The organism is Lelliottia sp. WB101, from assembly GCF_003051885.1.
GTDB lineage: Bacteria > Pseudomonadota > Gammaproteobacteria > Enterobacterales > Enterobacteriaceae > Enterobacter > Enterobacter nimipressuralis.
In genome coordinates this window covers 86,223-100,650 of sequence record NZ_CP028521.1, presented here as the reverse complement: position 1 = coordinate 100,650, position 14,428 = coordinate 86,223, and the positions used below count along the sequence as shown (strand labels likewise).

The 14,428-nt window shown below is 48.3% G+C and carries 13 protein-coding genes and 2 pseudogenes; 2 read left to right on the top strand and 13 right to left on the bottom strand.

Going from position 1 to position 14,428, the window contains the following annotated elements; all coding sequences use genetic code 11:
• Positions 1-75: pseudogene (locus DAI21_RS23135) on the top strand (IS3 family transposase); the annotation flags it as partial.
• A gap of 222 nt (positions 76-297) precedes the next feature.
• Positions 298-570 (top strand): annotated as a pseudogene (locus tag DAI21_RS23365) (zinc ribbon domain-containing protein); the annotation flags it as partial.
• 1,146 nt (positions 571-1,716) lie between these two features.
• On the opposite strand, the gene DAI21_RS22775 reads toward DAI21_RS23365, so the two are convergent.
• The 13 genes from DAI21_RS22775 to DAI21_RS22715 all read right to left on the bottom strand — a co-directional run bounded on the left by DAI21_RS22775 (position 1,717) and on the right by DAI21_RS22715 (position 13,998).
• Positions 1,717-2,703 (bottom strand): reverse transcriptase domain-containing protein, encoded by a 987-nt coding sequence (locus DAI21_RS22775; RefSeq protein WP_107704385.1) that lies wholly within the window; start codon positions 2,701-2,703, stop codon positions 1,717-1,719.
• Between the two features lie 7 nt (positions 2,704-2,710).
• On the bottom strand, positions 2,711-3,298 hold the full coding sequence (locus DAI21_RS22770) for a fimbrial protein (RefSeq protein WP_107704384.1): 588 nt from the start codon (positions 3,296-3,298) through the stop codon (positions 2,711-2,713).
• Positions 3,298-3,834: a fimbrial protein gene (locus DAI21_RS22765; RefSeq protein ID WP_107704383.1), complete on the bottom strand. Its 537-nt coding sequence runs from the start codon at positions 3,832-3,834 to the stop codon at positions 3,298-3,300. Before DAI21_RS22765 ends, DAI21_RS22770 begins: the two co-directional genes overlap by 1 nt.
• The gene (locus DAI21_RS22760) at positions 3,834-4,334 is read right to left on the bottom strand and encodes a fimbrial protein (protein WP_159075457.1); all 501 of its coding nucleotides are present in this window, start codon (positions 4,332-4,334) and stop codon (positions 3,834-3,836) included. Before DAI21_RS22760 ends, DAI21_RS22765 begins: the two co-directional genes overlap by 1 nt.
• A 23-nt stretch (positions 4,335-4,357) precedes the next feature.
• The gene (locus tag DAI21_RS22755; protein ID WP_107704381.1) at positions 4,358-4,867 is read right to left on the bottom strand and encodes a fimbrial protein; all 510 of its coding nucleotides are present in this window, start codon (positions 4,865-4,867) and stop codon (positions 4,358-4,360) included.
• On the bottom strand, positions 4,867-5,673 hold the full coding sequence (locus tag DAI21_RS22750; protein WP_107704412.1) for a fimbria/pilus periplasmic chaperone: 807 nt from the start codon (positions 5,671-5,673) through the stop codon (positions 4,867-4,869). Before DAI21_RS22750 ends, DAI21_RS22755 begins: the two co-directional genes overlap by 1 nt.
• Positions 5,674-5,687: 14 nt before the next feature.
• A complete protein-coding gene (locus DAI21_RS22745) occupies positions 5,688-6,188 on the bottom strand; it encodes a fimbrial protein (RefSeq protein WP_107704380.1) in 501 nt (166 codons plus the stop codon).
• On the bottom strand, positions 6,188-6,790 hold the full coding sequence (locus tag DAI21_RS22740) for a fimbrial protein (RefSeq protein WP_107704379.1): 603 nt from the start codon (positions 6,788-6,790) through the stop codon (positions 6,188-6,190). The genes DAI21_RS22745 and DAI21_RS22740 overlap by 1 nt, the downstream gene beginning before the upstream one ends.
• Before the next feature lie 30 nt (positions 6,791-6,820).
• The gene (locus DAI21_RS22735) at positions 6,821-7,555 is read right to left on the bottom strand and encodes a molecular chaperone (RefSeq protein ID WP_107704378.1); all 735 of its coding nucleotides are present in this window, start codon (positions 7,553-7,555) and stop codon (positions 6,821-6,823) included.
• A 62-nt stretch (positions 7,556-7,617) separates the two neighbouring features.
• Positions 7,618-10,119, bottom strand: a complete 2,502-nt coding sequence (locus DAI21_RS22730; RefSeq protein ID WP_107704377.1) for a fimbria/pilus outer membrane usher protein — start codon at positions 10,117-10,119, stop codon at positions 7,618-7,620.
• Positions 10,120-10,160: 41 nt separating this feature from the next.
• Positions 10,161-10,700, bottom strand: a complete 540-nt coding sequence (locus DAI21_RS22725; RefSeq protein ID WP_107704376.1) for a fimbrial protein — start codon at positions 10,698-10,700, stop codon at positions 10,161-10,163.
• 51 nt (positions 10,701-10,751) lie between these two features.
• Positions 10,752-11,306 (bottom strand): fimbrial protein, encoded by a 555-nt coding sequence (locus DAI21_RS22720; RefSeq protein ID WP_107704375.1) that lies wholly within the window; start codon positions 11,304-11,306, stop codon positions 10,752-10,754.
• A 370-nt stretch (positions 11,307-11,676) separates the two neighbouring features.
• Positions 11,677-13,998 (bottom strand): inverse autotransporter beta domain-containing protein, encoded by a 2,322-nt coding sequence (locus tag DAI21_RS22715; protein WP_107704374.1) that lies wholly within the window; start codon positions 13,996-13,998, stop codon positions 11,677-11,679.
• Positions 13,999-14,428 lie beyond the last annotated feature (430 nt).

The following is a 14,428-nucleotide window of genomic DNA, read 5'->3' as shown; positions in this document are numbered from 1 at the left end:
TATAACGAGAAGCGTATCAAGTTATCATTAGGAGCAATGAGCCCAGTGAAGTACCGGCAGCATCTTGGGATCACACATAACAGTCCAGGAAAACATCCGCAACCCCGAGACGGACATCTCAATTTGGCTACCACAAAATTGATGCGCATAACAAAGATTATGTTAAATACGTTAATTTTACACTTTGTATTCAATTAGTTATATCATTAGCTACACTTTCTCTTCTTATATTTTATTGTGGTAGTTTGAGGAACAGAGTCCCTTCCTGGGTTTGCGATACTTTAAAGCCATGGTGAAGTTTGCGCTGAATCCCTTGCAGTGAAGAATATGATCCGCAACCCAAAACGAGCCAAAGCGATAGCAGACGCGAGCTGGGTTGAGTTTGTGCGCCAGCTTGAATAAAAAGGCGAATGGGCGGGGCGTAACGTCGTCAGAATTGACCGCTTTTTTTATCCTTCCTCAAAGCGTTACCTTTGGTGCGGGTATATCTATAAAGCATTGCCGCAAGGCTTGGAGAAATGGCTCTGCCTTGAATGCGGTGCAGACCATGACCGTGACATTAACGCGGCTTAGGTTCGACTCCGCGAAACAAGAATCCCCTTCCTTTAGGGAGGGGAGTGTCAAGGAAACGGCCAGCCCATTCCCCGGGGTTAAACATGGGCTGGCAAAAGTGTAGCGGTATTTGGCGCAGCTATTTAGTCTTGTGATATCCAGCACACTGCGCTATTCGCGTTCCCGTTCAGCCCCGATGTCTTGGCTATAGACTTGGTTTTGGGCAGATGAGCCCTGTCACAGGCGTCAGATTTTGCCTATGGATAGGACACGCTGATCACTTCGCTGCCGTTATATGGCCCGCTTGTTAACGGCGGCTCTGTTAATTCCACCCCCAGGGTGTGTGTGTTTGTCCCCGCAACACCCTGGACGGTTTGTCCCCATCCCCCATCAACATCCAGCTTGGCGAGCCCGCCATTACTTAAGGAGATTGATCTGGCTCCCGACCCCGTCCGCAATTGATATTTCACGGACCCTGTACATTGAACATTTATAGCTTTGGTTAAACGCTGCCCGCTCCAGGATGAGATGTTAAGTGTTCCGAAGTTAAACTCGGCCTCCCGGGTTTCCATTGCACACCATTCTTCTTGTGGTGTCACGCCTACACAGGTTCCCGATAAGAGCCCATTGAGTTCTGGCACTAGCGGGCTGAGGCCGCCTGCTGACGACCCTTCAGGCATACGCGCACGAGGGGCATTGGTTGTAAGAGCCATACACCCCCTCCCTTCACGGTATACATACCCGTTTACACCGGGGTTTATATTGCTTGTTACTCCGGTCGGGTTGAAGTGTTTGAGAGCGTCGCGCACAGTGAACGTGGGCCACAGTTCGTATCTATTTAGGAGCATTTCGTAGCGTTCGTTCCCGTTCGAGTCAGTTGACGGCGCCACTATAGCCAGATAGCACTTACCATTGTTCGTTGTAGTCGGCGTGGACTTGATGAGCTCAGCGCAAGTTGTGTCCAGTTCGGCCGCGTCGATCGGTCTTGTGGTTTTGCCCCCTGTAGTGTGCCACTCCTGGGCGACGTCGAGGCGAGCGACCCGGTACACGGAGCGAATGGACGACACGTAGGGCAGTGATGCCTGCTCCGCTATGCTCGTGGCAGTCCACAGAGCTACGGTTAGGTAGCATGATATCAACAATGTTCTTGTCAGTTGCATTTGATCATCCTTTCGCTGCGCGCAGAACGCTGTCAGCCCATATTGTCCACCGGGCGCGGTATGCCGACACCCGGGCAGCAATGCCAGTCTCTGACATCCCTCTCGCCCTGAGCTGCTCATCAAGCCGCCGGCACCGCGCACGGTGCATGTGTAATGACCGGTCGCTGATGCGCGGCGCCTGACCGGCGGTGAACTGCACGCCGCACCAGTCGAACCCCCGCTCCAGCCTCCCGGCCTGCGTTTTATCCGGATGGCGTTCAAAGCCCTCCAGGTTCAGAAAGTTATTCAGGTCCGCGATGGCCCGTCTGAGGGGCCAGCGCGTTTGTGTCAGGATTAAAACGTCATCCATATACCTCACATAAAACAGGGCCGGTCGTTCACTGAAGAACCGGTCCATATGGCGGAGCAGGATGGCTCCGGTCTGCGGACTGAGCGCACAGCCCCGGGGTATACCAGACCCGGGAGTCCGTATCACGCCGCCCTGCTCAGTACTGTAAGCCAGGTACTGCCGTATCAGGCTCAGGCACGCCGGGTCGGTGGTGTTTTCCTGCCAGACCCGCCAGGCCATGGCTTTCCTGATATGCCGGTAGTAACCCCTGATGTCCGTGCGATACACGAACCGCCAGCGCCCGGTGGCCAGCTGCGCTGCCACCTTCCTGACCGCGCGGTGGGCCCCACCCTGCAGGTGCAGGCAGCCGGGATGGATCTGCAGGTCCGGTGCCACCGTCAGGGCCACCCACTTCAGCACCAGGGCATCCGCGGCGGACCACATCATCAGGCTGTCACTTTCCCGCCCGGGGCCTGCCGGGCTGACCTGCTGCATGGGGCTGAGCCGGTACGTCCTGTCCTGCACCTGCTGCCATATCACCGGCAGTAACCGGTGCGCATGGTGGCGCAGATGCCAGATATCCGCGTTGTGCGGCGCGTTCCGGCGCCGGCGATGCAGCCACTGCCAGGCCGCGATGCGGCAGGATTCAGAAATGCCGTCCATTCCGGCCCTACTGATACTCGGCGCGGAAGGTGCCCCGGGCGGTGAACGGCCCGTCTTCCAGCTCCGCATCCGGAGCCTGAACCAGCACCGCCTCCAGGTCCGGCATCGCCGACGCGCTGATGGCCAGCTTCTCGTTCAGCGCCAGCGGCTGACCGTCCGCATACAGCTTCACTCCCAGGGCCGCCTGCTGCGCCGAGACCACCGTGGCGTTATCCGCCCCGTCAAAGTCCGCCGGCGTGCCGCTCCAGCTCAGGGTCAGCTGCCAGGAGGACACTCCCGGCTCACAGCTCAGTCCCGGGTTCACCGGCTGACGGTATATCCCGCTGGCCACCTTTTTGATGCCCAGGCGGTCACCGAAGTGCACCTCCAGGGTGTTGTCCCCGTTCAGCGTGCACGGCGGCGGCGTAATCAGGGTTCCCTTCAGCTCCAGGTTCTCCCTGCCCGGCCCGTCATCTGCCCGGGCCGGACTCAGGGCCGCAATCCCGGCCAGCACACTGAGGAACAGGGCCGACCAGAGTCCCAGTGTCAGCAGGTCGCGGCGACATGGCGCGCGGCTCCCGCGACGGGGGATGTGAAGCTCATCACTGTGGTTCATCACTGATACTCCATTTCCAGGGAGGCGAGGACGCTGAAGTTCCCGCCCTCCGGAACGACGCCCTCCTGCTTCACCGGGACCGCCTGAATGAGTGGCTTCACGGTGCTGCTGAAGGTCTGCCAGTCGTTGGGCTTCAGCGCCTGGCCGTCCAGGGACAGGGCAATGCCCAGGCCCGGTATCCCGCCATCCAGCACGTCAGCGAACCCGGCTTTTGTGCCGGCAACGCGCAGCTTCAGGGGGGCACTGCCGACAGCGGCCGAGCAGTCGAGGCTGAAGGCGGCGGTTTCGGTGTACTGCTTCCCGTCGATACGGGTGGTCATTACCTCACTCCCGAAGTCCACGGTGATAAGTTCGCCGTCGTTAATCACGCAGGGCGGCTGCTCAATCAGGGTTCCCTTAAAGCCGACCTCCTCTGCCTCAGCTGACGACAGTCCCGCCGCGACGGCGACCAGGGCCAGCAGGGCCGGAAGGGTTCGTAACCTGCGGGTGACGTGCCGCAGGCGCTGGCGGTATCGTCTGAGCGTTATCCGGGCCATCACTGGTAGTCCACAATCATGTTCGCCTTCCCGGTGAAATCACCGCCGGTGAGGGTCGTGTTGTCCTGTGCTTCAGGAACGGCATACAGCACGGGGATGGTGTCCGGTGTGAAGTTCAGGGGCACCCCCGGGGTGATGCGGGTGGTGTCGTTGTACAGGCGTATCCCCAGCCCTTCCTTTTCGGTTTTAATCAGGCCGGCGGCATAGCCGGCTTCCCCGGTAAGGGTGAGCTGTAGCTTCTGGTTCACGGCATTCGCGCAGTCGAGCGTGAACGGGATTTTTTCCCGGAAGTTCACGCCGTCGACTTTGCGGGTGACCATCTCGGAGCCGAAGTTCACTTCGATGGCCTTTCCGGCGGTCCCGCTGATTTCGCAGGGCGGCTGCTCGATGAGGGTGCCATGGAAGGTAATTTCGGCATCGGCGCGGGCCTGGCCGGAGAGCATCAGACCTGCGCTAAAGAGCAAAGCCAGGGCCTGAGGGTATCGGGGATTCATGTGCATGATGTGTCGCTCCTTGCGTCGCATTACTGATAGTTGATGACCAGGGTCCCGGTCCCGCTGAACGTCCGGGACGTCAGGGTGGCGTTGTCTTCAGCCACCAGGACGGCAGAAAGGCCCGGCACGGACGGGTAGACAAAGTTGACCGGGTCCCCGGCCTTGAGCATCACCGAACCGGAGTAGAGCTGAATACCGAGGCCCTCAACGTCGGTGCCGACGAGCCCGGAGCCGAAGCCGGCGTCCCTGGCAGCCCGGATGGAAAGGGTCATGTCATACTTGACCGGGTTGTTGCAGTTCAGGGTGACCGGGATTTCCTTGCGATAGTTGACCCCGTCGATGAGGCGCGTGACGACGCTGTCACCGAAGTTAACGTCGACGATGTTGTTCCCGTTGACGGTACACTCGGGGGCATCCACCAGGGTGCCGGAGATGGTGACGGTGGTGGTATCCCCTTCCTCAACCGCCAGGGCCGGACCGGCATACAGGGGCAGCAGAAGGGAGAGAGCCTGAAGCGTACGATAAGGATAACGGGTCATCACTCCTCCTTCACGGCCGGGGCGGCGGACGGGGCTTTCCCGTCGGCGGCGGACGGGCTGGCAATCTTCGGAATGACGACGCTGCCGGCTTTACAGGTGTTGCCGGCGCAGGAGAACGGAAGCAGACGCTGGCTGCCGTAGTCGTTGACGAACATCAGCACCGGGGTGTTACCGGACACGGAGTGCTTCAGGGTCAGGGAACTCTTCGGGGCCACCATAACGGGTTCGAAGCCGTCCACGGGTTTAGAGGAGACGGCGCTGCGCAGCTCGACAAAGGAGAAGTGGTACGGTGTCGGGTTGGTGAGCACGAGGCTGCTGCCCTGCCGGGTGAGGGTCAGGGTATCGGTGCCGGGCACGGTGTCGGCCATGGGGTCGACCTTCAGTGCCTCAGGGCGCCAGAAGACCTTGAGGCGGGTCTGCATGGCGAGCATGAGGACGTTAGGTTTGGTGGATTTTGGCGGAATTTCGCGCAGGTTAAACCAGAAGACACTTTCCCTGTCTTTTGGAAGGTTTGCTGTATCCGCTAATGCCTGGATTCTGACCAGTGTTTTTGAGCCCGCTTCAACACGCTGAACAGGCGGAAGAACCATTAAAGGTCCGTTGAGTTTTGTTTCTTTTTCATCTTCCATCCAACCCTGTGCAAGGTAAGGATCCTGCATGTTTCTGTTTGTCACGTTGACGCTGACAGACTTGTCTTTCTCATTGAACACAAGACGGGAGCGATCAACGGTAAGAGCCGCATGAGCAGAGAAAATATTTGCAAAAACAACGAAAGTTAATGCTTTTGCCAGACAATGTTTAGTCATGTTCATTAATAAACCTATTCATATTCGAAGGAGAATGTCACTGAACTAGTGAAGTCTCCATACTCGAGACTGGTATAATCACTTGCCTGAACATATGCCTGATATTCCAGCGCCGTATCGCCTTCATTAAGCGAAACAGGTATGGCTGGTTCGTTAGGATGAATTGCACGACCTTTCGCGTCTTCAAGCGCAATAGATATGCCTTTTGCGTCACCTTCAGTAGCAAAGTTACCAGGCTGAGATAGAGATTCAGTCCCCTGAAAAGAAACCGATACAGTTTTCCCAATTGAAATGTCACATTCTTTTAACAGAATGCTGAATTTCTCAGGCGCAGTTCGGTCATTGCTCAAAAATGTTTTAGCCGGTATGTTACGAAAATCAACTAACTGCTCCTCAGAATCTGTAGATATATTACAGGGTTCAGAAATAAGAACTCCGTCAAATACAACATCCGTATCAGATACAGCATAAGCCGAATATATAAGCAAAGACATCAGGACTAAGGGGGTTCTCATTATTCATACTCCAGTCCGACATTTACAACCGATTGCCACTCACCCGGGGTAAAGCGTTCACTGGTTCTCCAAAGCTGCGCCTTTAAATTCAGCACATTATGTCCGGGATCCAATGGATATGAACGGGATAACATTCCTGGATAAAGCTGTTCACCGTGAGGATCTTCGAGTCTCAATGCCACTCCAGTTGCATCGCCGTGAACTTTATAGAGCCGTCCATCTGTAGGCTCGCTTTCACCCGTAATCTGTAATCTGACCGTCGGCTGAGAATAAAGTGATAAAGCGCCGCGAAATAACTCGGGATTTTCAGTCGCAGAATTCACTTCCGGACAGCCGTCCAGCACAAGTCTGAACGTCACTGGCGGCGTCACGACACCAGGACGATCGAGTGTATACATAGCAACCATACCTAAATCCAGATCCTGCTCTGTTGACTCAGGTGCGAGAAAACAAGTCGACTGTACAAGCTGACCTGATGCATAAATAGTGCCATTCATACCATCAACATCCCAATTATCAGGAGAACCACTTGCAAATACTGAATGAGTTAAAAACAGCATCGAAGCCATTAAAATTAATTTATTGATGTTATTTTCAATCATTAATATTACTCTCCCCCTGATAAGATCAGGCTATTTTTCTTCAGGCTCAGAATGACATTCATTACCTGTGCACCGATATTTCATTACAGGCTTGCCGCCAAAATCATTAATGGTCATAACATGTGGGGAACTAAATGATGCACTACGAACCAATGCTTTAGACATCGGCGAGATCATTACTGGTTTAGCATCCGCAGAAATAGTCCCATTCTTATCACCCATAATTCCTACAACAGTCATGAAATATGGGGTAGGATTTTCAACTTCGTAACCGCCGCTAACTTTATGCAAAACAAGTTTATCGTCAAGACGTCCAAAACGCGCCGGAATAATTGAAGCAGGTCGGTAGAACAGCTTTATTTTGCTATGCAACGCAACTTGCAATACATTGGGCCTTTGGCTTTTTGGCGGTATTTCTCGTAAGTTAAAATAAAATACACTTTCTCTGTCCTGCGGAAGAGAAGATACTGCTGGAAGTGCATTTATACGAACAACGCTCTTCGCACCGGGTTCAACGCGTTGCAAAGGTGGTGTTACTGAAAATGGGCTTTCTAATTTTACCCCATTTTTATCTTCAAGCCAGGCCTGGGCCAGGTAAGGTTCTTTTTTGCTCTCATTTTGAATATTGAGAGAAATCAGTTTTTCCGAACCCGGGAAAATGGCTCGAGTTCTGTCAAGAGCAATGGCGGCATAGGCTGAACAAGCAGAGCATGCTATAGCGCCTGTCATTAACAAGGAAATATATTTTTTACTGACAAAGTTCATTTCCCACTCCAGATATAATAGATAATAAATCACTCAGAACAATCAATGTCTGAACCAAAAAATTAGTTGTCTACTGCCAGGCACGGTAATAACAGCTGTTGTTCAGGGATAACGTCAGGTATAGAAACCTTACATTGCACCTTATCACTCCAGCGTACATTGAGCGTTTCGCCTGAATTAACACCAATCAACCAGGCCAGACCGCTATCACTGACCATGCCTAATTCTTGCTGTTTATCATTAATAACGACTGCACCAAACGGAGGATGACTCCCATCTTTCATTGTCATTACAGCGACAACTTTGTGTCCTTTCAGAACATCAAATTTACGATATCCTATTGCACCTTCAGTAAGCGCTGCTTCAGCTACCGGTGAACCAGAAGCTTCGACGTCATCCGGTAATCGGGTAACGTCTATTGACGTATTCGAACGGAAATAACTTGGAACACCCGGTTCAACCGCGATACCGAACATATTTGTTTTACCATTAGAGCCAATAGGTACATCTGGCACCCCATCAGTGCTCACCAGCATCCTTGTCCCCCCATTCCCGGAAGTAGGATGCATGGCTACACCTTTCATCGTCGCAGTAACACCACCGCTGAGGGACATGCCCCCTGAGACGTAATTATCCTGTGACCAGTTAACGTTAGCTGTCATATCAGCCATGCTACCGCTATGGGTGTAGTAGCCACTCGCTTCTGCAGTAGTACTTTCGTCTTTAATCGTTCGTGTACCCGCTGAAAGACGATAAGTGTCATTGTTATCAAGTCTTTCGTACCAGCCAGCATTCTGTGTAAATTGATCTTTAGACCAGTTCCCACTGTAGCTCGCAGTCCCAGTTCCAAATGGGATACTTAAAGACAAATATGCTGCATCATCTTTAATTCCGTTATAATTTCGACGTGTACCGGTCAGGCTGGCTGAAATATTTTTCCAGTCACCGAAATCGAAGTATTTGCTCGCTGATAAACTATAACTGTCATTATCTTTACGGTCCCAGTAAGTCTGATGGGTCCAACTTAAATATGTAGAAAGTCTAAGATCTGCAAACGATTTATTCGCAGTAACAGTATAGAGTTCTTTATTTCTACCATACGTTACGCCTGTATTTTTCAGGCTTACGAAATCAGACATTGATAAGTAATCTTTCTCTGAAAAACGATAGCCAGCAAACGTAATTTCACTGTTTATTTGATCAAATCGTTTTGAGTAACTGACTCTGTATGAACGACCCGATTTTGTTTCATCACCAGGAACACGAGCTACAGACTGAGTAACATCAGCAGAAATCGCCCCCAGTTGATACAAATCTCGACCAAGACCCAAAGCTGCACTGTAATAGTTATCAGAAACTATTGAACCGCCATACAGAGACCATGCATTTGTAACACCCCAGGAAGCTTCTGTTGTAGCAAACACTGGACCATTGACAGCATGTTGATAGTCCGTAGGTCGGCCCAGGGCAAATTTATAACGTACCTGTCCCGGACGCGTCAGGTACGGTACCGTGGCGGTAGTGACCTGGAATGTCTGAACCGAGCCATCTTGTTCTTCAACGCGTACATCAAGTTGACCACTTGTAGCACCATTAAGCTCCTGAATCCTGAATGGACCAGCAGCTACGGTGGTTTCATAGACAACACGTCCTTGCTGAGAGACAGTGACTTTAGCATTAGTCTTTGCAATCCCCGTAACTTCAGGGGCATACCCCCTCAATTTTGGAGGTAGCTGACTCTCATCACTTGCAAGAGATGCACCGGTAAAGCGCCATGAATCAAAAATATCTGACGTTAAATAATCTTCACCCACAGTAAGCTTTGCCATTAAGCTTGGAATGGCACGATATGCGTATATACGGCTCCAGTCAAAACGTTGGGAGCTGGATAATCCTGTTCCTGTCGTATGGTTATACTGTGCCTGATAATCAGCGCGTAAGCGCCAGGCGTCTATATTTGCGCCAACAGTACCATTTGCACTGACACTCTGACTCTGATTACCAGACTGTGGTTTTGTTAAATTTGTGTTTACATTATAGTCAAGTAACAAACCAGAAATACCATTTTCCCATCGTGAAGGCGGTAACCACGAAGAGTCCTGATATTCTAGCCATGCCTGTGGCACAGCTGCATAAAGTGTTGATTCAGATAGATCGCCACGCAATACGATTCCATCAAGATTACTAAAATCTGCACACCGCTCCTGTGCATCAAATTTGACTTGTTTCAGGGCATCGTCTTTCAATCCTAAAAGGCCGACTTGCTCTTTAGTTAAACAAGCTTGCACGACAGGATTACCTTCGCTATCTTTATTCTCAATAAATGTTATTTCCTGATCGGAAATAATATGGTCATTAAGTCTTATACCAAGAGAATAGGTTCCTGGCATAATGTAGCCAGCCTGAGAAAAGCGTGAAAGGTCAATGTTACTTTTATCTTCTGAGTCCAAAAGGTCTACGTTAAACTCAACGGCGTATGCTCTTGGCATCATTCCAAACATGGCCATGAAGATATAAACACCAAGGCGATGCCTGATTAACACATGATTATTATTAATTAACATTGCGGATATTCCGTTTCGCCTTCTCTCGGGTGTTAAATATGTTACTGATAAGCAACAACAAATCTTATTACACTAAACCAGTCACCCTCCTTGAATTCATCACCATTCCTGACAAGATTTAAAGTGTATTTGAGTTCATTTTCTGCATCTTTCAAATCTTCAGGAGGTAAACTCTCTCCGGGTTTAGTGCTATGACCATTAAAACTAGTAATTCTTAATCCTACGCCCTGGGCGTTACCATTAACGGAGAAAAGATCAGGAGAACTATGATCTTTAACACCATCAAAAGTCATGCTCACGTTTCTCCATAACTCACCATTAGCCTTCTGCAATGAGCAATTAATCAATCGTATCTTCACAGGACGGGTGATATTAGTTGTCGCTTTAGTCAAAGTATGATGAGAAACAGTATCAAACTTAATTTCCTGCCATATATCATCGGTATGAATTGAGCAGGCTGATTCATGAATCTCACCTCCCATCATTACTTTTCCTTTACCAGCATAGCTAATAGCGTAGACATTCGAAATTAGCGCAAAGGTGGTTATCAGAAAGAGTGATATTCTTCGGAAATATTTCATCAGTTAGCCCCGTGTAAAAGGAGCAACATATGTTGCTCCTTAAGAACACGATTATTCGTAAGCCAGAGTGAAATCAGCTGTTGCTGCGAAGTTACCGGTTTCTGGAGTCTGATCTTTCAGACCAACCAGGAATGCAGAGAAGCCGAGGGTGTTATCACCTTCGATCAGTGCACGTGCAGGAGTCGCCTCACCCAGGGTAATACGCTTACCGGAAGCGTCAGTCATTGCAACACCTGCGCCGCTCGCATCACCGGTGATACCCAGCAGAGTATTATCCCCGTCAGCTAAAGAACCACCAAAGGTTACGGATACAGTGTTGTTAGCAGCACGAGTACCGTCACCAGCAGAAGTGTCGAGCTCACAGTTTTTCAGGTTAATTTCAAAATTAACAGGAGTCGAAGAACCCTGACCGGCAAGCTGCTTAGAAGCAACCTGACCCAGGTTTACATCAATTACAGAGCTATCTGGGTCAATTGAACAAGCGGCATCAATAATAGAGCCACGGAAATCAACACGACCAGAACCACCATCAGCAGCTGCGTTCGCACCAAAAGTAGCCATACCAGAAGCCAGAATCAGTGCAGTAACAATTTTGTTAAATTTCATTATTCCTATAATCCCTATAGATAGCTTTTACATTAAAAGCGGGTATTAATAACATTTAAAAGTTGAGAACAAATTGATTTGCTCGCCATTGAGTTAGAATTAATTTCTTCGAACTCAAGTGACGTATATAAGATATCAACTACCCTGAATGATATTAAGTAATAATTTATTACACTACCTTTTACGACAAAATCGCACAAAATTGACATGCTAACGATATAAAATTCTAGAGACAGCGAGTGGGAAAGGAATGGACGAATATTATTATCGCCCATCAGCACTGGCATCACAGCTAGTTAAACAATACTAAAACATACTCAATTAAAAGTGTTATAGCACGGATTTATATGATGCAAAATCTGTATGCATGTTAATAAAATGATATCTTGGCAGACATTTTGTTGTCACCTACAGTAGCGGTAACAGTAAATGTTCCTTTCTCGTTGCTGGTTAAATCAATATAACTTACGCCATTGCTATCTGTGAGAGTCACTGCTTCAGACAAACTGCCACCTGACGTTGACCAGTTAACCGTTGCGCCTTCTCGAGGTTCACGATTGATATTCTCAAGAATCAGTGCAATGTTGCTGGTTCCTCCGACATGTACTGACTGTGTATATATTAAGAACATCACCAAAACCTCTGAGAACTTTACGGGTGAAGAATCAGCATAGATGTTCTCGGATTCGATTTCTGCATGAACGAAGGTCTCACCTTCGACTTCACTTGTCAGGCTCACACTTGCTTTACCAGCATCATCAGTAAATGATGATTTATGAGAAAGCGTACCCATACCGGATGACCAAAGGATTTTTTTACCTTCCAGGGGTGTACCATCCTTGCGGGTGACAGAGACGCTAAAGGTGATTGTTTCTTTCCCATTAGCCAGTGCAGAGTGTTTGTCTTCGACAATCCGTAATACAGGTGTTGCATCTTTCATAGTAATCTTCTCTGACACCCACTCCGTACTACCATGGGTCGCAGTAACAATGGCAGAACCTGGCGTATTACTTTTTAGCCTGACAGTCGCAATTCCTTTATCATCAGTAAGAGAATTATCTGCTGAAAGAGTACCTTCTGACGTATGCCACATTACGGATTGACCAGAGGTCACCTGCCCGTCAGAGTTTGCGAGTTTCAATGACAAGATAACTTCATCCTGATTGTTTGCCCAAATCTGTTGTTTGTTGGCAGTCAGGTTACCGGTTACGGATGAAATAAACGAAACACCAGAGTGGACCTTTCTGTCAGCGCCATCAATCAATGTCACATGGAACTCTCCTGCTGTATTACTGGAGAGAAATGTAACTAACTCACCCTTTGTGTCAGTTTTGCCCGATGTGGTGGAAAGCTGCCCGCCATCAGTGCGAATAGTGACATCTTCATACGGAACAGGATATCCATTATCATCTTTGACATGCATTGTGAAAGCGATCTGATCACTACCATCAGCTAAAGCAGAGACTTTATTGGCATCGATATCTAATTGATGATGACCTTTTATGGGGATAATTTTAGTTTCAGCGATGGGAGACTTTTTACCTCGTGCATCAATGGCCACACCACTAAAATGCACAGGAGATGAGTTCGTGCTGTATGGAAGCTTCAGGGATATCGTTTTCCCGTCATTGACAAGAACGCGCCCTCCAGCGTGGATGAGCTCCGCATCATTCAGTTCGATTCTGTCAATGCCATTAGAAGACCGTATTTCTGGTGCAAAAGAATATTCTGCTCCTTCTGGTCCAGTGATTTCAGAAGGAAAAGAGAGAGAAAGGTTAAATATTTTCTTATAATTCATTACGATAGAATTATTACGATTAACAAGATCAAGGTTCATTGCAGGAACGGTTCTATAGAGCTTAATGTAATCTGGTGAGAACTGCTCTTTCCAGCCAACACCCATTCTGTAAGTGAAAAGAAGACCGGTATTTATAGCACTGGAATTATATTTCCCTTTTTTCACGTCAACTGAAGTTGTTATAGCCGGAACCGGGGTATAGGTTCCACCCACAGTTAATGCATCAGGATCAGGTTTTCGTTGGTCAAAGCTAAATAATGCTACATTTTCACCGTAATATTTTTCATAGGAAATCCTCCCCCCGATTTGCGGGTAGGACTGGAGCCAGGTTTCGATATTCAGATCCCAGCCATCTGCAGGTCTTTCCTGGTATTTATCATGTCGATGCGAGTCTTTCCAGCCAGAGGCTCTTTTATAACCATTCATAGAAAACTTGAGATTATCTCGCCATAACTCAACCCCAACGCCATAACGATGGCTGTGAGTATCCCAGGCCATATCATGAAAAGCGTTATAACCTATTAACCAGTTATGATGAGTAAATCTGTAACCAAGCCCAATGTTAGTTAATTGCCTTCTATCTTCACGACGTAAACCTAATTGAGTAAACATAAGATTAGAATCATGATATGACACGGGCAGGAGCGTATCGAAAGAATACTGGCTAATCGATAAGGAATCATCAAAGATAAAGGAAGTTTCAATTGTACCAAAATGATTAAGTTGCTCAGATAATTCACCTACCAGTGTTCCTGACATTAAATTTACTAAGCGGGATTTTGGACTTGAGCGATTATCATCAACAGCATTATTATCAAAACCAGAAAGGTCAGAACTAAAAACGGAGGCAGAGAGTAGTAATAAAAGGATAAAGTGAGAAATATTTTTACACATACATGGTATCCATTCAGATGCAACAAATGTCCAACAAACAGGTCAAAGCCTTACTTGTGTAGCATATAAAAACCAACAATTAAGTATAAAAAAGAGCAAAGCTTGACATCGTTTACCATGTATTTAACTAAGCTGACAAATTGCAAAAATTGTTTTGAATCAAATAGTTCTATGCACTTTCAACTTTGAGGATTGATCTACATTAAATATGAAAATTGAGAAAAATATACTATCGTTATAAGCGCATTAACATTGCTAAACACAAGAAAGTCATAAAAAAACGACAGTGTCTGTTATGTCATTTACAGTCCTGATAAAAATATAATTTTCAAATATCCATACTGCAATTAAATAGTGTCAATATTATTAATTGTTTTATTTTTCACATTCCAACATTACAAGCACAAGACATTTGACAGAGGAAAAAATT